The organism is Rheinheimera sp., from assembly GCF_036782235.1.
Lineage (GTDB): Bacteria > Pseudomonadota > Gammaproteobacteria > Enterobacterales > Alteromonadaceae > Pararheinheimera.
Genome location: NZ_DAIPZL010000009.1, coordinates 82119 through 103857, shown reverse-complemented (window position 1 = coordinate 103857; position 21739 = coordinate 82119). Strand labels below are relative to the sequence as shown.

The 21739-nt window shown below is 49.0% G+C and carries 17 protein-coding genes; 8 read left to right on the top strand and 9 right to left on the bottom strand.

Annotation, left to right across the window (positions count from 1 at the left end):
* Positions 1-16 precede the first annotated feature (16 nt).
* From hisH to hisIE, 4 genes are all read left to right on the top strand, one after another.
* Positions 17-661, top strand: a complete 645-nt coding sequence (gene hisH / locus V7P87_RS11475) for an imidazole glycerol phosphate synthase subunit HisH (protein ID WP_333797552.1) — start codon at positions 17-19, stop codon at positions 659-661.
* A gap of 96 nt (positions 662-757) precedes the next feature.
* Complete coding sequence (hisA, locus tag V7P87_RS11470) at positions 758-1495, top strand: 1-(5-phosphoribosyl)-5-[(5-phosphoribosylamino)methylideneamino]imidazole-4-carboxamide isomerase (protein ID WP_333797551.1); 738 nt, start codon at positions 758-760, stop codon at positions 1493-1495.
* Entirely contained in the window at positions 1477-2250 is a 774-nt protein-coding gene (hisF, locus tag V7P87_RS11465) for an imidazole glycerol phosphate synthase subunit HisF (protein ID WP_333797550.1), read from the top strand. Before hisA ends, hisF begins: the two co-directional genes overlap by 19 nt.
* Complete coding sequence (gene hisIE / locus V7P87_RS11460; RefSeq protein ID WP_333797549.1) at positions 2247-2882, top strand: bifunctional phosphoribosyl-AMP cyclohydrolase/phosphoribosyl-ATP diphosphatase HisIE; 636 nt, start codon at positions 2247-2249, stop codon at positions 2880-2882. Before hisF ends, hisIE begins: the two co-directional genes overlap by 4 nt.
* 351 nt (positions 2883-3233) lie before the next feature.
* On the opposite strand, the gene V7P87_RS11455 is transcribed toward hisIE, so the two are convergent.
* Together V7P87_RS11455 and V7P87_RS11450 are read right to left on the bottom strand one after the other, a co-directional pair.
* Positions 3234-4580, bottom strand: a complete 1347-nt coding sequence (locus tag V7P87_RS11455; protein WP_333797548.1) for a Fic family protein — start codon at positions 4578-4580, stop codon at positions 3234-3236.
* A 771-nt stretch (positions 4581-5351) separates the two neighbouring features.
* Positions 5352-5648, bottom strand: coding sequence for a DUF6482 family protein (locus V7P87_RS11450; RefSeq protein ID WP_333797547.1), 297 nt, complete (start codon positions 5646-5648; stop codon positions 5352-5354).
* 431 nt (positions 5649-6079) lie between these two features.
* Here V7P87_RS11450 and V7P87_RS11445 point away from each other — a divergent pair, with 431 nt between their 5' ends.
* Positions 6080-6904 (top strand): S1 family peptidase, encoded by an 825-nt coding sequence (locus V7P87_RS11445; RefSeq protein WP_333797546.1) that lies wholly within the window; start codon positions 6080-6082, stop codon positions 6902-6904.
* A 101-nt stretch (positions 6905-7005) separates the two neighbouring features.
* On the opposite strand, the gene V7P87_RS11440 is transcribed toward V7P87_RS11445, so the two are convergent.
* On the bottom strand, positions 7006-7614 hold the full coding sequence (locus V7P87_RS11440) for a hypothetical protein (RefSeq protein WP_333797545.1): 609 nt from the start codon (positions 7612-7614) through the stop codon (positions 7006-7008).
* Positions 7615-8251: 637 nt separating this feature from the next.
* Between V7P87_RS11440 and V7P87_RS11435 the strand changes: the two genes are divergently transcribed.
* A complete protein-coding gene (locus tag V7P87_RS11435; protein WP_333797544.1) occupies positions 8252-8608 on the top strand; it encodes a hypothetical protein in 357 nt (118 codons plus the stop codon).
* Positions 8609-8766: 158 nt separating this feature from the next.
* On the opposite strand, the gene V7P87_RS11430 is transcribed toward V7P87_RS11435, so the two are convergent.
* From V7P87_RS11430 to V7P87_RS11420, 3 genes are all read right to left on the bottom strand, one after another.
* Positions 8767-9960, bottom strand: a complete 1194-nt coding sequence (locus tag V7P87_RS11430) for an HD domain-containing phosphohydrolase (RefSeq protein WP_333797543.1) — start codon at positions 9958-9960, stop codon at positions 8767-8769.
* Positions 9961-10203: 243 nt separating this feature from the next.
* Positions 10204-11160 (bottom strand): citrulline utilization hydrolase CtlX, encoded by a 957-nt coding sequence (gene ctlX / locus V7P87_RS11425; RefSeq protein ID WP_333797542.1) that lies wholly within the window; start codon positions 11158-11160, stop codon positions 10204-10206.
* A gap of 27 nt (positions 11161-11187) precedes the next feature.
* Entirely contained in the window at positions 11188-11367 is a 180-nt protein-coding gene (locus V7P87_RS11420) for a hypothetical protein (RefSeq protein WP_333797541.1), read from the bottom strand.
* A 111-nt stretch (positions 11368-11478) separates the two neighbouring features.
* On the opposite strand from V7P87_RS11420, the gene V7P87_RS11415 reads away from it, so the two are divergent.
* Positions 11479-11910, top strand: coding sequence for an Lrp/AsnC family transcriptional regulator (locus V7P87_RS11415; protein WP_296296055.1), 432 nt, complete (start codon positions 11479-11481; stop codon positions 11908-11910).
* A gap of 208 nt (positions 11911-12118) precedes the next feature.
* Here the strand turns inward: V7P87_RS11415 and V7P87_RS11410 are convergent, their stop codons facing one another.
* Positions 12119-15085: a TonB-dependent receptor gene (locus V7P87_RS11410; RefSeq protein ID WP_333797540.1), complete on the bottom strand. Its 2967-nt coding sequence runs from the start codon at positions 15083-15085 to the stop codon at positions 12119-12121.
* 141 nt (positions 15086-15226) lie between these two features.
* Positions 15227-17872 carry a family 16 glycosylhydrolase gene (locus V7P87_RS11405; protein WP_333797539.1) on the bottom strand — a complete coding sequence of 882 codons (2646 nt, stop codon included), beginning with the start codon at positions 17870-17872 and terminating at the stop codon, positions 15227-15229.
* A 446-nt stretch (positions 17873-18318) separates the two neighbouring features.
* Between V7P87_RS11405 and V7P87_RS11400 the strand changes: the two genes are divergently transcribed.
* Entirely contained in the window at positions 18319-18888 is a 570-nt protein-coding gene (locus V7P87_RS11400) for a YkvA family protein (RefSeq protein ID WP_333797538.1), read from the top strand.
* Positions 18889-19084: 196 nt separating this feature from the next.
* Here the strand turns inward: V7P87_RS11400 and V7P87_RS11395 are convergent, their stop codons facing one another.
* Positions 19085-21523 (bottom strand): zinc-dependent metalloprotease, encoded by a 2439-nt coding sequence (locus V7P87_RS11395; protein ID WP_333797537.1) that lies wholly within the window; start codon positions 21521-21523, stop codon positions 19085-19087.
* Between the last annotated feature and the right edge of the window lie 216 nt (positions 21524-21739).

Below are 21739 nucleotides of genomic sequence, written 5' to 3'. Positions count from 1 at the left end.
AAAGGGTGTGCTTTAAATGACGGATATTGTGATGAAAAACATCGGCACCTCAGTGGTGATTGTCGACACCGGCTGCGCCAATATCACCTCGGTGTTTTGTGCTTTTGAACGTTTAGGTGCCAGGGTTGCGGTAAGCCGTGACGCTGCAATGATCCAAAGTGCTGACAAAGTAATTATTCCGGGTGTTGGCACTGCCGCTCAGGCCATGGCCAATATTCAAGAGCGCAACTTAACTCAGGTTTTGCAAAACCTGACACAACCCACTTTGGGCATTTGCCTGGGGATGCAGCTGATGACGGATTTTAGCGCCGAAGGCAATGTGCCTTGTTTGGGGCTGATCCCAGGCCAGGTGCTGCCGCTCGAATCGCAAGGTTTACGCCTGCCGCATATGGGCTGGAATACGTTAAATAAGGCGGCAGGCAAAGAACAGCACCCTGTACTTCATGGCTTAACAACCGAGGATTATGTGTATTTTGTGCACAGTTTTGCGGTAGCGCCGTCGGAATTTATGCTGGCAAGCTGTGATTACGGCAGCCGCTTTGCCGCCATCATTGGCAAAGGCAATTACCTTGGTATGCAGTTCCACCCTGAGCGCTCAAGTAACACTGGCCGTAAGCTGCTGCAAAACTTTTTAGCTTTAACAGCAACAGATTTAGCCTGATTGGCACTGCAGTGCTGCTGGCTGTTTTGGTGGCGGTTTTGATGGCAGCGCTGCTGCTTACAGCACAACAACAACAGATTTTGAAAGGACAACAACGTGATTATCCCGGCAATAGATTTAATAGATGGCCAGACAGTGCGGCTTTATCAGGGTAGTTATGACAAAACCACTCAGTATGCACAAACGCCGTTTGAACTCAGAGACTTATACGCCAAAGCAGGCGCTGGTGTTTTGCACCTGGTGGATTTAAGCGGTGCCAAAGATGCCGCCAAACGTCAGTTGCCACTTCTGAAACAACTGATGCAACAATCGCCTTTGCCGATTCAGGTGGGTGGTGGTGTTCGTACAGAACAAGATGTGATTGATTTACTGGAAGCTGGTGCCTCCCGTGTAGTGATTGGCAGTTTGGCGATTCGTGAGCCGGCCTTAGTGCAGCAGTGGCTGCGTAAATACGGTGGCGACCGCATAGTGCTGGCGCTGGATGTATCTATAAACGATAAAGGCGAAAAAACCCTGCCAAGCCACGGCTGGATTGAAGCCTCCAATATTACGCTGGAGCAGGTGCTGGATGGTTTTATTGCCGCTGGTGCGCGCCACGTGCTTTGTACCGACATTAGCCGCGACGGTACACTGCAAGGGCCAAATACGGAACTGTATCAGGAGCTTGCGGTGAAATACCCACAAATTTTATGGCAGGCATCAGGTGGTGTTGGCAACCTGGAGCATATTCGCAGCTTAAGGGGCAGCGGCGTGGCTGGCGTGATTTTAGGCCGCGCTTTGCTGGAAGGAAAATTTAGTATTGAGGAGGCGATTCAATGCTGGCAAAACGGTTAATTCCCTGCCTCGATGTGCGCGATGGTGTGGTAGTCAAAGGGGTACAGTTTCGCAACCACGAAGTAATTGGTGACATAGTGCCGCTGGCCAAACGCTACGCCGAAGAAGGTGCCGACGAGCTGGTGTTTTACGATATTACCGCCTCCAGCGATGGCCGGGTGGTGGATAAAAGCTGGGTGCGCCGGATAGCTGATGTCATCGATATTCCGTTTTGTGTGGCCGGTGGTATTAAGTCGGTGGAAGACGCCGGCCGTATTCTGGAGCTTGGCGCCGATAAAATTTCGGTCAATAGCCCGGCGCTGGCAAGGCCGGAACTCATTGCAGAGCTCAACCGAGCTTATGGCCAACAATGTGTGGTGGTGGGTATCGACAGCTTTTTTGATAAAAGCACCGGCCAGTATCAGGTGTATCAGTTTACCGGTGACGAAAGCCGCACCGCCAAAACCGCCTGGCAGACGCTGGATTGGGTGAAAGAAGTGCAGCGCCTGGGCGCCGGTGAAATTGTTTTAAACTGCATGAATCAGGACGGCGTGCGCCAGGGTTATGATTTAACCCAGTTAAAACTGGTGCGTGCGGCCTGTAACCTGCCGCTGATAGCCTCAGGCGGCGCCGGTGACATTCAGCATTTTATTGACGTATTTTTACAGGCCGATGTAGACGGCGCTTTAGCCGCCAGTGTATTTCACAAAGGCATTATTCAAATCAGCGATTTAAAACAGCAGCTTAGCAAAAGCGGCGTGGAGATCAGGCCATGAGCAGCATTGTCGATAACGACAGCATTGAACAATTAAAGTGGCCAGCCGATGGTTTGTTGCCGTTGATAGTGCAGCACGCTATTTCCGGCAAGGTGCTGATGCAGGGTTACGCCAATAGCGACGCCCTGCGCCACAGCTTAAAAACCGGTCAGGTCACCTTTTTTAGCCGCAGCAAACAACGGCTCTGGACCAAAGGCGAAAGCTCAGGCCACTTTTTAAAACTGCAAAGCCTGAGCGCAGACTGTGACTTAGACAGCCTGTTAGCGCTCGCCCTACCCGACGGCCCAACCTGTCATTTAGGCACCGAAACCTGCTGGGACGCTAAAACAGCAGGCGGCGCAAATAGCCCAAGTTTAAGTTTTTTAACCGATTTAGAAGCAGTGATAGCAGAGCGCCAACACGCCGACCCAAAATCGAGTTATACCGCCAGTTTATTTAACCGTGGGGTAAAACGCATAGCGCAGAAAGTCGGTGAAGAAGGTGTGGAATCAGCGTTAGCGGCCATGGCTGGCGACAGAGAGGAGCTTAAAAACGAAGCGGCTGATTTGATTTTTCACTTGCTGGTGTTGTTACGATCGCAGGATTTGCAGCTCAATGATGTGATTGATGTTTTAAAAAGCCGGCATCAGTAACAGCTATTGCACTGAAGGCTTTAATTAATCACTTGCTGCATATGTGGCAAGTGATTCTCCCAGCACAGATTTTTAGCCAGTACGACACCAGATCCCCGACCTCGCCCAATTACTAAAAACACTGATGTTTTACTCCGCACGAACCACCACCGGCACCTACTGCGTTCGCCCGTTCGCGCCTCCCGCGCTCACTCTTGAATGCTCACTCCGCAGCTCCCGGTGTTGGTTTATTGGCAAAAGAAGGACCTGGCCCATTGTGCGCTTAACTAGTTTGGGGCAATAAGGCCCCGCGCATCCGTGCTAACTTGTTAGCATTGCAAAGGCCGAAGTCTCTATATATAACGCGGATTGTTATGCCTTGTTTGCATTAAGTTTGGATAGCAGTTCAGATGGAGCTATGTAAATTATCGTTCGACCATCTTTTGTACTAAAAAAAAGTTTCATTTCAACTAGCTTTGCGAGATAAGTTCTTGCTGTATTTTCTGAAATTGAGTAAGAACTAGAAATTTCTTTTGCACTAAAAATTCTACCAGGCTCTTTAACCGCCTTTTTAATCAAATCTTTTTGTATGAAATTTAGTTTTGATCCCCAAGATGTTCTTTCTAGTATTTCAGATATTTTTTGAAATTCAGCAGCTTTTTGATTCAAGTATTTTTTTAACTCCTCAAAGGCTTTAAATATTGTATCTAGCTGAAAATAAATAAAATACGTTAGGTCATTACTATCTTTTTCTGTGTACATATAAGACAAACCATACTCCCTTGGTTTCTCTCTAAGAAGCTTACTAATGGAAATGTATTTGAATAGAGTGTAATCACTTTTCAGCATAAACCAATAGAACAGTGCTCTGGCTGTTCTTCCGTTCCCATCCCGAAATGGATGCTCATATCCGATCATGAAATGGAGAGTTATTGCTTTAATCATTGGATGTATAAAGCCACAACCATCTATTCCAGTGTGGTTTTCATTAGCAAAATCACAAAGTTTCATCAACCGACTTTCTATAGTTGTAAAGTCCGGTGGTTGGTGTGCGATATTGCCATCACCATCTTCTATATATATATCATTATCTTGCCGGAACTGACCTGGGATAACATTGTTTTCGGTAGTTCCTGCAGTCGCAATCCGATGAAACTCGAGAATCATATCTAAAGTTAATTTATTTTTACTATTTTGCTCAGCATATTTTAACAAGAGATAGTTATTGAGAATCATCCGTTCATCTTCATCGACCGGCTCTCTCCCTTCCTCCAGCATTTTTTTTGCAACTTCGCGAGTTGTCGAAGCGCCTTCCAATTGAGCACTTGTAATCGCTTCCTCCATTATTAATGAAGAAACTAAAAACCTACTCTGCAGACTATCGCTCGCAACTGAATCAGCTACTGCACCTACGTTCCCACCGGTAACTTTAACAAGTTGATAAAGAATCGCCTCCATAGAGTGAGGAGTACAATAAACAAACGGGGCACCGTTTTCATCAAATAAGCCGATAGGCTTGTACTGAGACATGCGCTTAAATTTGACAGCTTTCCATAAATTTTCTGCATTTTCTTTAGGAACCCTCCATTTGAATTGGCTCCAATGAAGATAACGGCCCTCAGAATCTGTTACATCACATTTCTCTAAAAGCGGAATTACAACCTCAAAATCTTCAGGAATCCTTAGCACTGGTGGTTTTTCGACTCTCGATTTAGCCATAACGCATCTCTGACAAATTTCTTTTCTTCTAATTTCAGATTAAGCCTTTTACAGGTAAAACTCAAATATAAAAATTTGAGTTTTACCTGTAAAAGGCAAAGTTTGGAGAACGATGAGGGTCGAACGATGAGGGTCAGGTCTTGCGTTTTGCCTCAATCGATTCTGGAGTTGCATAAAAAAAATCGGATGGTAGTTAGCTGGATTCTAATGGCCAAAAGCTGAATCAAACTCAAGTCCCAAACATCCTTTTCTGGCAACCTTGGTACTGTAGTACCTTGTTTTTAACTAAGTTAAATCAGCTTTGCTAAAACACCAAGCACTTTTTAGGAACTAATAACGTGGTTAAAAACTGGCGTCGGACAATTTTAGCTTCGCCTGCAAAAGGCAAAGACACCAAAACCAATCCCCAGGCCAGCGCTTTTCCTCCCCTTTAAGCCGAGCCGATAAAAATTGAAAGTTTGAGGTTTTAAGACGCCAACTGTTTGAGGCAAGCGACGCTAGCGCTTGCCGAGTTTTGGCGGCGCCTCAAACTTTTGATTTTTAGCGGGCTTTCGAAGGCTTACCGGGGTGATTTCTTTGGCTACTTTCTTTGTCAGCAAAGAAAGTAGCTCGCCCTTGCGGCGAAACCGCTGTTAAAACACCATGCCGCAGGCATCAAGCAAACCTGTTTAACCGTCTACTAACCGATATGGTTGAACCAAAACTGTCACCCATGTGGTTGAATCAAAGTGTCACCTATGTAGCTAAACAAAACGACATCGGCCGCTGCCGCTACAACACCAGCGGCACTTTTAAAGTGTTATCAACCTTCTCACTGCCGCCGCACATTTCTTCATAAGCCGACTGATGCACCAGATAAGCTTTGTGTACAGTACAGCTGTGCAGCGCGTCTTTCAGTGCGTCGATACTTGGAAATTGCCGTGGTTTGTTATTGTCGTCCACAATAAAACCCTTGCGGCCGTCAAAATCCACTTCAGCCAGATATTTGCCCATTTCGTAAGAATGCACCGTCAGCTCGGTAATACGCACGTCCTGATGGTTTAAATGGCTTGCCCGATGAAAGTTCATAGCTCAGCTCCGTTGGTTCATCTTTAAGCCGTTACGGCAACGTTAGCCTAGTAGATCTGTGTAGCAGCCCCATATTCAGCAGTTCTTTGATACCCGTTAGTCATCAAAAGCGCGTTTGTTAGATGAAACACGACTAATAAGCGTCAACAGCTGTAGGCTAAATTTTCAGCAAAGTTAACCTGGGGTATGGCCGAGGTTAATAACAACCTGTTACCGCAGCACTCCGGCTTACTGAGCTAAAAAACCCTAAAAACCCTGTGTTTGACAGCACTCTGTGCCCCACCCATAGTCTTGCTGCTTACCTTTGTCTGCCAGAGCACAGCGGTTCGCTGCTGCTTGGCGGCAAGTTCCTCTTGGCGGCAGTGAGGCTTGCGGTAGTTCCTCTGAGGTTGTCGGCTTCTCTTTTTGACAATATCGACGGAGTTCGCAGAATGGATATGACAAAACATAAAATGCTGAGCCTTAGCCTGGCTGGTGCTGCGCTTCTGGTCAGCGGTTATACAACAGCCGTCACAGATGGCGAGTTAGATGGTGATGAGCACCCGGCTGTGGTGCTGCTGATTATGGAGGTAAACGGCGCGCCAGCCTGGCGCTGCAGTGGCACCCTGATTGCCCCGCAATATGTGCTGACCGCCGGACACTGCACCGGCAATCCGGGTGAAGTAAGCGGTATTCGCATTTTTACTGAGTCGGATGTGCAAAACGGCGACAATAATTACCCCTTTGGCGGTGGCAATAACACAGTGGAAGCACAAAGCTGGGCGACCCATCCGGATTATCCAAATGCATCTTTTGTGGTAAACGATGTGGGCATGGTAAAACTGTCGTCAGCGGTAAACCTGGACCCGGCACAATATGGCCAGTTGCCCACGCTCAATAGTCTGGATCTGCTTAAACCCGGCCGCAAATCCAGCAGCTTTACCGCTGTGGGTTATGGCCTGCAACGTATTACACCAGACCCAACAGGCAACGCTCCCTACTCCGGCCTGAAAGTAAGAATGCAAGCCAAGCCCTGGCTGTTGCAAGTAAATACTGGTTTTACCGGCAGTTTTTCGCTGCTGTTGTCCAATAATGCCGCCACCGGCGGCACCTGCTTTGGCGACTCCGGCGGCCCTAACTTTATCGGCAACAGCAGGGTTATCGCAGGCGTCACCTCATTTGGCCTGAACGGCGCCTGCGGCGGCACCGGCGGCGTATTCAGAGTCGACCGGCAAAACGTGCTGGACTTTATTAACGACTTTATGGCAAATAATTAAGTCATTACGGATATATTGATGTAAAAAAGAGCGGCTTTGCCGCTCTTTTTTGTGGTGAGGATTATGATGTACTCAAGCAAAAAGCACCACCCAGCAGCTTGTTATGCTTTCCCAAGTGTTGTTCCACAGACAATCCTAAATTCATACATTTCAGAATTTTTACCCAGATAAGAAACCATGCTAGGACCGACTGGAGATAGGAACTTATACTCTTCACCAACGCTTGCATACTTTTTGTCACCATTAAGGTAAATTACGGCATCTCGCCCTGATTCCCTCTCTACACCTAATGTGTTTTCATTGCCACAAATGGTGACAGCTTGCCCATACGCTAGTACAGCATCGGCATTCGCGTTGTAACTAGCAGTAACATTCCTACTTTTTAAGGACAGGGCAAGGCCAGATATATCTCTTGATTTGGTTTCGAAAACAACACTGGTCTGTACGATATTATTTACTCTATTAATTATGTCTCCTATTTCAACTTTTAGTTCTGGTGACATATTTGCTTTTTCTGTAAGTATTCCAATCCTAGAGTTCAATGCCTTTTGTTCAAGAATCAGCTCTTTGCTGATGTGCGAAAGCTCGCTAACCCCTTGAGATAATTGGTCATCTTGCTTGAGGTATTTTTGTTTGAGAGCATCAAATCCCAAAGTGACACCACCACCTATAATTGCGCTTAAGAACGCGATTATTAATTCCTTCTTCATTTTTTCTCCTAACAATAATTCGGTTGAGCGTAAGAACTCTATCAATCGGATGAACAACGCTTTAAATCGTGGTTCGTTCCTTTTTTCTGTTAACTATGCATTGAAGTTACACAGAAATATGATTAGTGACAAGTACTTATAGCTGCAGCTAGTCTTGACTGGCGCGAAAGCGTGGTTAAACCCGCATAGTTAATTGGTAATAAATCACTTACAAAAGAATGCGTACAGTGCAGTGGCTAAATAAGAAAAGGCCAACCCCCAGCCAACGCTTTCCCTCCCCGTTTAGCCGAGCCGATAAGAATTGAAAGTTTGAGGTTTTAAGACGCCAACTGTTTGAGACGGCTGACGCTAGCAGCCGTCGAGTTTTGGCGGCGCCTCAAACTTTTGATTTTTAGCGGGCTTTCGAAGGCTTACCGGGGTGATTTCTTTGGCTACTTTCTTTGTCAGCAAAGAAAGTAGCTCGCCCTTGCGGCGAAACCGCTTTTAAAATGCGATGCCACAGGCTTCTGATGAAAGACAACCCAACTGGCTTGAAGTAAAATCCGCGCCATTAAGCTGCAGTCCCAAAAGCACAGCTATCGCCAATAGCCAAAACCTGCAGTGCCACAATGAAGTCATAAGAAAGGAGAAAACAAACATGTTGCCTTGGTATCTTGCCAGTGCCGTGGTGGTAAAAACCTCTTTGCTGGGTTTAGGCCTGGTGACACTGGGTCTTTGTGTTTTGGCGCTTATCCTGCTGCGGATTTTTGGCAACAACTTAAGCCAGCCGCTGCAACAGCGTATGGGCCAAATTTTCCGTACCGGCATTTACCTGCATCTGGCAGCTTATCTGTTGTTATTACTGAAGTTATTGTTCATTGATGGTTGGCAGGACGTGCCGGCTTTTATTCTGGGCCATTTGCTGATGCACCATGCCAGCAGCGCTTTGATTGCCACAATTTTGATTTTAATGACGATCCGTATTTATAACCACAGAAGTGCCGGTAAGTTGTAACGGCCGACAATTGTGGTTGCAGCCACTGACACAATAAAAAAGCTCACTGATGTGAGCTTTTTTATTCAACCTGGCTGTTCATTAACCCGGATTTCATCAACCGGGCGTTTAATCAACCAGACTTTTCATCAATAAAACCGGACGCCAGTGAAGCGCCATTAGCGCTGAAAATGTTGTTTATGCAGCTTCACCGCTTCGTTCAGCATCGACACCCAAAAGGGATCGAACTTGCTGCCGGCGCCCTGGCTAATGTCCATCAGCGCCTTGATCAACTGCCTGTTATTGGTTTCCTGCGCTTGCCGCTGACTGGTGAGTAAGTCAAATTCATCCACAATGCGCAATAACCGCGCACCGTCGCTGATATCCTCCCCTGCCATCTGATGCGGGAAACCGCTGCCATCCTGATTTTCATGGTGCTGCCAAATCATGGCGGCGGCGTCTTGCCAACGTGGAGAACTCGCCACCAAAGACGCGCCCATTTCAACATGGCGTTGCCAGACACTGAGCTGCGCCGGATCGGCCCTGCCCTGAGCGTCCAGCATCTGCAACGGCAAAAACGCCATGCCAATATCATGCAGCATCACAGCCACCACCAGCTGCAGCTGGTCAACCTTGCCACCGGCAAGCCGGTTCATTTCCAAAGCTAAAAACAGCTGCCGTGCCGCCCGGCCCTGCCAGTTGGGGTGGCGCTCTTCCAGCGCCGGCAATAACTGAATAAAAAACTCAAGGTCGGCGTCCATCCGGATGCGGTAATACTGCAATAACCGCCTGCAGGCATCCACCGCCGATGCACTTTTAGGCCCTTCACTTTCAGGCTCGCCGACAGTGCTAGTCACCAGCGCCGGTACTTCATCTTTTATCGCCAGCGCCTGCGGATGATTGGGCTCCAGCAGCCCAAGCACCTGACGAATACGCACAGTGCGCGAGCGCTCATCCACGCTGGTCAGGCCGGTTAAACGCTGACAAATTTGTTGTAAGGCGGTTGTGGTCATGGGTTTGGCGCTGTCGTGAATGCTGGCCTCTACCCATTGCCTGGTGCGATCCAGCGTCAGCTGAATCACATCACAAAGCGCGCTGTCATACGCCATATGGCCTTTGCGGATATCGTCCAGCACATCTTCCAGACTTTGCAGCAGTGGAATAAGCGAAAACAAACCGATAAAACCCAGGTTGCCTTTAATGGTATGCACCACCCGGAAAATGCCATGCAACAAGTCCGGCTGCTGCGGATGCTGCTCCAGCTCCAGCAAGGTGCTTTCACACTGCTCGTAGGCATCGCGAAAGTCTTCAAAAAAGTCATCCACGCAGTCGCGTTGTAAATCGTCGGGGCGATTGAGGTTTAGCTGGCTCATAAAAGGCCTCCAGGCAGCCAAAAATAGCAGTGTAAACAGATAGCTGCAGGCTGTATAGCCTGTTTATTTTTTAGCGCTCTGCGCTGCTGCTTATTTATTTACGATGTTGTTTTTATTGGACTTTTGGCTGGAACCAGGCGATTTTTCGCCGTATTGGGCTGACTATTTGCTGTGTTGCCATCAGAAGCGCAGCGGCGTTATTGCCACCGCGGCGCTCATCCCATCACGGAGCTAAAACCGCCGCTATGCCGTGGTTTCACTCCGGGGCTGCAGATGAATGCCCGCCAGCATACAACGCACCGAACCGCCGGCCGATTCTATAGTGGGCACAGCAAGCGGCAACAAAGTGGTGAATTGGCTGATTTGTGTTATTTGCTGTGTGCTCAACGCCTGATAAGCGGCTTGTGACAACGCCAATAATGAGCCTTTGCTGCCTGTCAGCTCCAGCGCATTGCCACAAAAATGGCGGATTTGCGATGGGGTTAAATCAATCACCTGCTGCCCGCTTTGGGCAAAATGTTTAAGCAGTACAGCCCGCTGCGTATCAGGCACCATCTCAAGGCTTATCAGCACAAACCGGCTGGCCACACACATCATTACATTGGTGTGGTACACAGCAAGGCCCTGCTCGTCAAAGGCCTGAAACAGCACAGGTGTAAGCTTCAGTTGCTGGCAAATCTCCGGCACCAGAGCGGCATCTGTGCGTTTTGACAGCACCGCATAAGCCAGCTGATGGACATGGTCAATCACCAGCGAGCCAGTGCCTTCAACAAAAAGCCCTTGTTCGGCCAGATAAGCATAATTGTGCACCGCCTGCACCTGATACTCGCGCTGTAAAAACTCAATAATATCAGCGCGATACTCCAGCCGGCGGTTTGGGGCATACATCGGATACACCAGCAGCTGGCCATCGGCATGAGTGGAAAACCAGTTATTTGGAAAGACTGAATCCGGTGTACTGGTGGACTCATCTTCAAATAAATGCACCTTCACCCCATGCGCAGTCAGCTGCTGGGCCACATGGCTGACTTCCTGATAGGCCTGGGCTGCAATAGCCTGCTCTGCTGTGTTGCTATTGCCGGGGCTTGCCGCATGATCTGTCTGATAAGCGTTATCCGGCATGGTTTGCGGATTAGAGCAAAAATGATGGGGCCTTATCATCACCACGGCTGAAGGTGCCTGCGCCGGCCTGTTAAGCATATCGGGTTCCTTGTGTTGTCTCTGTTGTTATTGCTTGGTTTGTGGTTGTGACAGCTGTTGCCCTGTTGGCAGTGTGACATCGGCCACAACCACAAATTTGGTAGCTTTAGTCTGCCGGAGCTGTTGCTGTTGCTGTTGCTGTTGCTGTTGCTGTTGCTGTTGCAGCTGCATCTGCCTTGTTATCAGTGCCGTTATTTTAACTGTCATCGCTGCCAGTCAAAATGGCAAAAAGTTACAATATTTGCGTTACTTTTTGCCTTTTTGCTAGATACAAATATACAATTTGCCAATCATTAAACGATAAAAGCCAGGCTTGTGATGCAAAACTCCCGTTATGATTCGCTCGACAATGCGCTGATCGCTGAATTAAGAAAAGACGGCCGTGCTGCTGTTTCAACGCTGGCCGATACCTTAAAAGTGTCGCGTGGCACTATTCAAAACCGGCTGGACCGGCTGATTGCCAGCGGCGCTATTGTTGGTTTTACCGTCAGGGTGCATCAGCATCTGGATACAGGTGCTGTGCGCGCCATTATGATGATTGAAGTGGTCGGCAAGTCGACTGCCCAGGTCATTAATAAACTGCGTGGTATTGCCGAACTCACCAGGCTGCACACCACCAACGGTGCCTGGGATCTGGTGGCTGAAATTCAGGCGGCTGACCTTCCCACTTTTGACGCTGTGCTGCGTCAGGTGCGGGAAATTGACGGCATTCTGAATAGCGAAACCAGTATTTTATTGTCGACGATTTAACCTTGATGAACCGCCTGCAGCGGCGTTTTTGTTGCTGCAGGGCTGCTGGGCTGCGTAACGCCACTTGCACTGACTTTGTGTTGCTGTGCCAGCGCTGTGCTTGCGGTTCTTGCAACTTCAGGTTCTGCAAAGCGTATTGGCCGGTCATAAAACAAAAAGCCACCAGAAGGTGGCTTTTTTATTTGAAGCTTATCAAGCAGACAGGCTATTACTCCAGTGCGTATCTCATGCCCAGCGTCAGACGCGGACCATATTGACGGGCAAACAGGAACTGCTCTTCGTAACGGCCATAACCGCGTTCGGTTTCATCGTTGAGGTTAATACCTTCAAAGAACACCGTCAGCTCTGGTGTCACATCGTAGTTCACGCTTAAGTCCCACTGGCCATAACTCTTGGCAAATTGTGGTGGCGCATCCGACGAACCCTGTGCCTGACCTACCCCAATCAGGTATTGGTCACGCCAGGTGTAAGTGACTTTGACCGACCAGCCGTAGTTTTCATAAAACAGCTGTAAGTTGGCCGAATCACTTAAGCCAGTCAGCGGCGCCTGTTGTTGCAGACTGGTTACGTCAAACTCCACGTCACCCTGTACAAAAGTGGCGTTGGCACCGACACCAAAACCTGTGTCCCACAGCAGGTGCTGCATCGCCAGTTCAAAACCGTCCACCGATTTGCTGTCGGTATTGGCCGGCTGGCTGATATTCCACACCATCAGCGGGTCATTGGCCGCAGGTTCAATTTTGCCGTCGCTGTTGCCATTGCCGTTGGCCAGCATCTGCTCAAAAATAGCGGTGCTGGTCGGCTGCTCACCACGGGCAGTAATATCAGCCACTGCTTTTAAATAACGTGGGCCATTTAAAATATCACGCAGACCTTCAATGGTGGTTTCGGTAATAGTGGTCTGAATAAAGTTATCCACGTCTTTCTTAAACCAGCCCACAGCGGCATAACTGCCTTCGGCGTAATAATATTCCAGGCTTAAATCCAGGTTGGTGGATTCAAAAGGCAATAAGTTGGTATTGCCCTGGCTGCCACTGCGTGAACCTGGTTTTGGACTGCCGCTTAAACTTCTGCCACCGGCCAAAAAGCCCAGTGGAGCACGGGAGATACTTTTACCCCAGGAAAAACGACCAATCAGATCGTCGGTAATTTCCGCTTTTAAATCAAACATCGGCAGCACAACATCGTGTTCACCCTGTTGTTCCAGGAAGTTGGCTGTGCCACCTTGCTGGTACTGGGTGATCCACTCAGAGGCGCTTTCCCAGTTCACCTGAGTTTCCACACGCTGACGCACTAAACTTGTGACGTCGGTTTTTTCGTAACGAACCCCCACATTCAGCCACATAGGTGTGGCAAGCAGTTCCCCTTCCCACTGCGACTGCAGATACACAGAATCGGTTTTTTCTTCAACACTGCTTTCGCTGTCGATGCCGTCAAAATAAGGGTCGATTGAATACACATCACCGCCCATCACAGCTGAAGTTAAAAACGCCAGCTGGCGTGCGACCGCTTCATCAAAACTGTAGCTGTAATAATAATGCGGTTTCAGTGCACTGCCGCCGCCGTTAAAGGCGTCAAGGAAGTTGCTGGTGCTGTGACGCACAAACATCGAATCCGGGAAAATCTGCGGATAAGCCGGGTTAAAACCAGGGCCACCACGCAGTCCACTCCAGCCACGATGACCGCCCATGGTTTGTTCAGTGCGGGCCACACCAAAATCAACTTTGGTTAACGGCAGGCTAAACACATTGTTGGTCCACTGACCGTCCAGCTGCAGCTGTTTAATGCTGGCTTCACCCGGTGAATGAATAAACTGGCTGAAGTTGGAGTCAATTTCACCGGCTTTTAATTCATCAGTGCCATTTTTCCAGTACACCATGGCATGCGGAATTTCACCCTGGCGAAAGTCGTACACTTTGCTCAGCAGCTGATCTGAACCCAGGATCACCTGACCCTCACTACCGAGGCCCTTGTCAGCACCGTTGTCGGTTTTATTGCTGGAGTCGTGGTAATCCAGACTCAGACTTAAATCGTCATTGAGTTGCCAGTCGAGGTTTAACCCCACAGAGTCGGCTTTGACTTCAGTGCTGCCTTTATTGGCGGTAAAGGAGCCGTCGTTACCACCGATATCGGCATAAAGGGCGGTACCATTGCTGTCGAGCTCATAAGCATTAATATTACCGCCAAATTCGTTCCAAATACCCCAGCCAATACTTTCGCTGCCGGTCATGGCGCGGCTGGCAGTGTAATCCAGCGTGGCGACAAAGTTGTCTACAGGCGCAAACTGGAACGTCAGCTGACCGTTGCTGCGCTCACGCTCAACATCTTCAATGCTGTAGTTCATGTCTTTGGGGAAATAATAATTGCCGCTTGGTTTGCCGCTGGCATCCAGTGGCCTGGCATCCTTGACTTTATCGGCCGCTAAATTATTTGGCAGCGCCACATTGGCTTGCCAGCCCTGAATATTGGCTTGTTGTTTCTGGAAATCACGTTCCTGATGCGACAACGACAAAGACACACCAAATTTGTCATCCAGCAGTGTGTCGCTGACCACCAGCGCCAGCTCAGGGGTGACATCATCACCCTTTTCATTGGATCTGTCGTAAATACCTTTAACCGAAGCTGACGCATGCAAACCAGGGTTATTCAAAGGTTTTGTGGTAATAATATTGACCGTTGCACCCAGGCCACCACTTGGGTTTTCGGCGCGGGCGGTTTTATACACTTCTAAGGCGCTCACACCTTCAGAAGATAAATTTTCCAGATTATAAGAGCGGGTATAACCTGTGCCCGGCATCTGGCGGCCGTTTAAAGTCACCAGGTTAAAGTCGGGGCCAAAACCACGTACTGTGATCTGGCTGCCTTCACCATTGGCGCGGCTGACCGACACACCGGTAATACGCTGCAGCGATTCAGCCAGGTTAGTGTCGGGGAACTTGCCCATTTCTTCAGCAGAAATAGCGTCGACCACACCATTGGCTTCACGTTTAATATCCATTGAACGGATCAAACTGCCACGAATACCTTTAATTTCAATAACTTCTACTTTTTCTTCGGTTTTTGCCGTAGCGGCGGCATCCGTTTGCTGCGCTAAAGCAGGCCAGGACAAGGTGCCAGCCAGTGCCAGCGACAAGGCTGTCGCGATGCGGCTTTTTGTGAAAATTGCTGTATGCATAATTCAACCTGTGATGTTGTTGCTTCCCAAAGCCAATTTTTATCTGGTGCCTATGGCCCTTTGAGCTTTGGTCGCGGATCTCTTCTAACCACAGGCGCAGCCAGTGCCGACCTGTGGTGATAGTGTTATATTCTGCCGCTGTTATTCAGCCGCAATAGCCACATTGTCCAGCCGGTACACGGCGCCGTTGCCCATGCCCCAGGACGGGAATACCATCAGTACGTCAATGGCACTGACATCCAGGCCTTTATCGGCTAAGTCTTTCAGTTTAAAGGTGTAAGTCTGCCACTGACCTGTCACAGGTTTTTTGCCTTCCAGACTGTCACTGAGTTTCAGCTCTACGGCGCTTGCTGCATCAAAAGCTTCAATTTTAAATAACCACTGTGCATCCGGATTGGACGGAGGCGTGATCACTTTCAGCTCAAAACGCACCACTCCCGTTGCCAATAAGGCGGTGGCGTCGTAATACACTTTGTCGTCCGCCAGCAGCCCCATCACTGTAGGCGCAGCGCCAATCACAAACTGAGCAGCTTTACCGTGTGCGGCGTCGTCATCTTCCACTGTTGGGGTTGAACCACCACAACAATCCCAGATTTTCCACTGCGCGGCAGCAGCGTCGCTGAACAGATTCAGGCCCTGTGCCGGCGTTGCTGTTGGGTCATAAAAACGGGCGTTATCAATACGATACACTGCACCATTACCTTCACCCCATGCCGGGAATACCATCACCACGTCTATGGCGCTGACATCCAGGCCTTTGGCGGCTAAGTCGGCAATTTTAAAAGTGTAGGTCTGCCACTGGCCTGTCACTGGCGCTTTACCTTCGGTACTGGCAGTTAAATCCAGCTCAACAGCTTCGGCACCATTGTTCGACTCAACTTTAAATTTCCAGGCTGTGGCCGGATTGGCAGTGCCGCTGACTACTTTCATTTCAAAACGCAGCACACCACCTTGTAAAATGGCTGTGGCATCAAAAGGTTTGTTACCACCACCGTTGGCTGCACGGGTAATAAAGCCCATCACTGTTGGCGCTGCACCAATTTTAAACTCAGCGGTCATGCCGTGTGCTTCATCGTCCATCTCTTCGGTTGGTGTTGAACCACCACAACAATCCCACATAGGCCAGTCGAGGTTTTTCTGATCTTTAAACAGCACCAGCTCAGGTGAAGAGGCACCGGCAATTTTTACGTCATCAACGTGGTAGACAGCACCTTCACCACTGCCCCAGGCAGGGAAAATCATCACCACGTCGATAGCGGATAAATCGAGGCCTGCGTCAGCCAGTTTTTTCAGCGGGAAAGTATAGGTTTGCCACACACCCACCTGTGGTGTTTTGCCTTCGGTGCTGGCAGTAATATCCAGCTCAACGGCAGTAGCGGCATTGTTGCTTTCTACTTTCACTTTCCAGGCGGCGCCCGGGTTATTTGGTGCAGACACCAGTTTCATGGCAAAACTTAAGCTGCCTTTATCTAAAAGTGGCGAGGCGTCAAAAGGTGAAGGAGCACCAGCCGGGTCTTTAATAAATTCAGCGCGGCTGATAAAACCATTCACTGTTGGTGAAGCGCCTACTTTAAATTCCATCACTCCACCACGGCCTGATTCATTCACCACTGTTGGTGTGCTACCACCACAGCAGTCCCAGCCTGGCCAGCTTGGGTTGACGACATTGTCAAAGATGGTCAGGTTACGGGCCACGCCATCTGAAGGCGGTACCGGAATTGGCGCTTTACCTTCGACTAAAGCGTCGTCGGCTTTGTCATAACCAGCTCTGATGGTTTCACAACCCTTGCCTGTTGCCGGGTTAGCTTCACACTGGAATACCCGAACATAATCAATGATATAAGCCTGACCATTGGCAAAAGCTGCCGGGTCTATCCCTTTGTTATTGACGTTTTCCGGCCAGTTACCGCCCACGGCCTGGTTTAAAATCAGGAAAAACTTCTGATCAAAAGGTGCGGTATTCCAGAAGGTGGTCAGTTTACCGGTGATTTGGTCGTAATATTCGGCAAACCAGCCCCGGTGTTTTAAACCCACAGCCTGTTGTTTGCTGTTAAAACGCACTTCTGACTGACGTTGTGTGGCGTACAGATAGTCGTCGACATACCAGCGGATCTCACCCTGTTGCCATTCCACGGCATAAGTGTGGAAGTCATCGGCCGGGTTTTTACCGCCAGGCAGTGCATAAGCTTTGCCTGAGCTGACGTTGTTTGGTGCAGATTTACCATAATGCAAGGTGCCATGCACAAAAGCTTCTGGTTTACCTTCGGCGCCGGGCGTTTTCAGGTTCACAGCTTCCATAATGTCAATTTCGCCCGAACGCGGCCATTCGCCATACACTGAGTCTGTAGGCATCATCCAGAATGCCGGCCAGCTGCCCTGACCTGCAGGCAGTTTGGCGCGCATTTCAAAACGGCCATATTTAAAGTCGGCTTTGTTTTTGGTGGTGAGGCGGGCTGATGTATATGGTTTTTCTGCACCCTCAGGTGCTTTTTTTGCCACTATGTTCAGCATACCTTCTTTGATAAAGGCGTTTTCCGTGCTTGCGGTATAACATTGTTTTTCGTTATTGCCACCGCCGGCACAGTTGACTTCAAAGTTCCACTTTTTATCGTCCACCGTTGGACCATTAAACTCGTCACTCCAGACTAAACTCCAGCCTGTCGCGGGTTTGCTTACATCAACTGCAGTGAGATCGGTGTTGGTTTCGCTGCCACCACCACAACCCCACAACAGCGCAGGCAACAAGCCAGCCCAGCAGGCACCGGCCAAAGGTGTTCGTTTTTTCATGTCGCTTGTCCTGTTAATTTATTTTTTTATGCCACAGCACCGTATGACGGCACTGTTGGTACAACACTGATGTACTTTCAGCGGTTCTTCAGTAGTTCTGTTGCCTGATAATTTTCTGAAAGCGCTTACAGAGAGTATTTGCATAAAGACAGAAGGTCAATAAAACGACGGAATTTTTTCTGAAAATTTGTAAGAGGGAATTGCAGAAAACGGCTTAGATTAAACTTAAGCAGCTGATTATTAATAAATTTATTACTATTTAATTGATTGTTTTTAATGCCCCTGTTGCAGCAACAACTGCAGGGCACGATAAATCCACCACAGATCGCCGACGCCTGAATGATTTTGTTGAATTTATGTAAGGGAATCCACCATAATCGGGCAAGCTTTAAGCGACTTTAGCCTGCAACGGCTGGTTAATCATTCTAAAAATAAGGGAATTTACCATGGCACTGAATATAAGTTTTGAACTGCAGGATCAGGATCTCGAATACTTCCGCGCTATTATGCAAAAAACCCAGCAATCGGTCAGTCAGCTGAGCCAGGCCGAAGTATTGGCTGCCGCCCGTGCGCTTGCCGGTGAAGTTAAACATCAGGTGCCGGACTTTGTCGCCAGCCGTTTGAAACAACTGGAGCTGTTAGTGGCGATGGTGGAAGACAGCGAGTGGGATTTAACGGCGGAAGAAAAACTGGATGTGTTATCCGCCCTGGCCTATTTTGCCAAACCGGAAGATTTGATTGCGGACCATGTGCCTGTATTGGGTTTCCTCGATGATGCCATTATGATTGAACTGGTGGCGCAGGAACTGGCGGAAGATATACAGGCTTACACCGAGTTTTGTCAGTATCGCCACAACGAAACCGAACGCCGCGGCGCAGAAGCCCACACCAGCAAAGCCGACTGGCTGGAAAGTAAACGTCAGGAGTTACAGTCCTGGATGCGCCGTCGCCGCTCGGAAAAACGCTCCAGCCGCAGCAGCAGCGGTTTTCGTTCAGTGTTTTCGTTCCGCGGTTAAGCCACAGCCAACACTGCAATCTATCTCTGAACAACAGCACCCAGGGTGTTGTTGTTCAGAGAGTCCCCCAAGCCTCGCCGCTGTGATGTTTCGATACTCCAGCCAATTACCTCAAGCTGCTTTATTGGTCTGTTCAATCTGAAACATCAAATAAAACAAAGTCCAACATCAAATGACACCAACAGGCTTTTAACCACTAAATCGGCGCTCCTGGCGGTAAAGGTTTAGGGACAAACACCGGCTGCCACTTGCCACTCTCCAGATACTGTTGCCATTGGCTCAGCAGCAACTGCTGGCTGGCATTGGACTGATTTTGCAAAAACACCGCAAGTTGCATCAGCTCTGAGCGCAAAATAGCCCTGGTTTCCGGCGCGGTTTCAGCAGCGGTCAGGCTTTGCATCAGCTGGTAAAAAGCAATGTGCCCCACCCTTTGCCGGATAAGCGCTTGCTGTGATGCCCCTGCCTGCTCCACAGCCGGCCATGGTTGCCTGAGGGTGGCATCCAGCAACTTTGCCAGCATTGGCTGCAGCTGTTGCTGACCGCTTAACCTGTTTAACCGCAGTGGGTGTAACAACAAGCTTAAACTATGATTGGCGGCAGCTTCAGCGGCGCTTATTGGGTCAAAGGCCAGGCCAAAACGGCCTTGAAAACTTTCGCGGCCATTGCTGTCGCCAAAAGCTTTGGGTGGTATAAGCGAAAGCAGCTCAGGTGGCAGCAGCAGATAATCCGGCTTTATCGTGGCTAAAATGGCATCCAGCGCCTGTTGCTGTTTATCAGGTTCAACCCACTGAAATCCTTTGGCATTTTCATAATCACCTTTGAGTTCATACTCATAATAAGCACCACCTATCAGTTTTACCGCGGCTTCCACCTGATAACGGTGCAGTGCATAAATCGGTACTAAAGCTTCCTGCAACGACGAGAGTGCTTGCCCGGCGCGGATATTATTCAGGCCAAACTGTTTCAGCGCCAGCTTGCGCACTTCACCAAGCCGGTTCAGTTCAGCGACAACATCGGCACCGTTGTCCCATAAATGACCTTTGGCACTGACGCCTCCTTCAGGGCGTGCGTCTTCGTCGGCCATATATTCCAGGCCTTGTTGTTTGGCATTTTGCACCAGCGCCAGGCGCTCTGCGTCAGAATGGTCGCCATAACCGTAAGCAATGGCGTAATAATCCCATTCCCCCAGGCCTTCACGATAAGCTTTATCAAGCGCTATGTTGCCATTTTGCAGGCTTAGCTGCGGATGTGGATAATCCATCACGGTAGAACGGCCATTGGCACTACCGGCAAAATTATGTGCTAAACCAAGGGTGTGACCCACTTCGTGCGCCGACAACTGGCGGATGCGTGCCAGCGCCATCTTTTTGGCTTTGCTGGTGTCGGCGCTGGCATTCTGGGTTTGTTGATAAGGCGCCGTCAGGCCTGTCGCTATCAGAAAATCCTGCCGTACCCGCAAAGATCCTAAAGTGACATGGCCTTTGATAATTTCGCCGGTTCTGGGGTCTGTCACACCATAACCGTAAGACCAGCCTCGGGTGGCTCTGTGCACCCACTGAATGACGTTATAACGCACATCCATAGGGTCGGCCTCTTTAGGTAAGTCCTTTACTTGAAACGCATTTTTATAACCAATTTTTTCATAAGCACTGTTCCACCACAAAGCTCCTTCTTTCAGTGCAGTACGCACCGGCTCTGGTACACCAGAGTCCAGATAATAAATAATGGGCTCAACGGCCTCGCTCAGTGGGGCCTTCGGGTCTTTTTTCTCCAGTCTGTGCCTTGGCAATAACCGCTGGGTAATAGGTTCGTCGAATGCCGTGGCGTAGTCCATATACTCCACTTTCCAGAAGCCGGAATAAGGGTGAAAACGCCGTTTTTGGTAACCCTCTTCCGGCAAGGCCACCAGCGAATGATGCAAATGCACGCTGATAGCATCAGGTGCAGGCGTCACCTGAGTGACAAATTCGCCGGCTTTGCTGCCGCTGTAGGTCACCAGGGCTTCCAGTTCAGTGTTGCGGGGAAAAGCTTTACTGCGCGGTAAATACACCCCGCTGCGTTTTGCATCCGGGGCGTAACTGCCCTGATTTTGCGCCGCAAGCCTGCTGCTGATTTGATGAATATCCGACAATAAAAAATCGCTGTAATCGACCAGCAGCTGGCCTTTTTCAGCAGCCACAACCGGAAGGCCAGCTAATACTGAACTGGCAAAAGCTTCTTCCACACTCAAGCGCTCAGCATCATTTGCTGACTCAGCGCGATAATAAGTGTTTAGCTGTTTTAGCATCACTTTATTGCCGAATTGTTCAAACTGTACCAGCCGGGTTTCGCCAAGCTGACCGCGGTCTAAACCGATATCGTTGGAGCCCAGGCCACGCGGCAACGAACTTTGAAAAATAAAGGGTTGATTCAGCTTATCAAGTTTCAGATACACTTTGTCTTTGCGCTCGTCATAATAAAAATCAAAGTAGCCCTGCTGCTGTTTCATGCCTTTGGTAAAAGTTGCCACAGTGGGCAATTGATTTTGCGTGATCGCAGCGCTCGACAGGGCTAGATGACTGAGCGCAACAGCATGGGCATGGCTATAAAAACCTGCTGTCAGCAGCAGCAAGCCGGTTAAAGGCACAAGTTTCATCCGGGTTCCTTTTGATTTGCATATAAGCGATTTGAACATTCGGGTCTGATGCTTCTGTTGTTGTGATTAGCGCTTTATCTATTTGGCATCTGGTCAACAACACAGAGTTTATTTTGTATACAAAACACCATATAACGACAAGGCATGGCTTTAAAGGGCTTTTTTTGCCAATAGGATCAATGCAGTGGTTTTGGCGATAAAAGCAGGATTTTTATC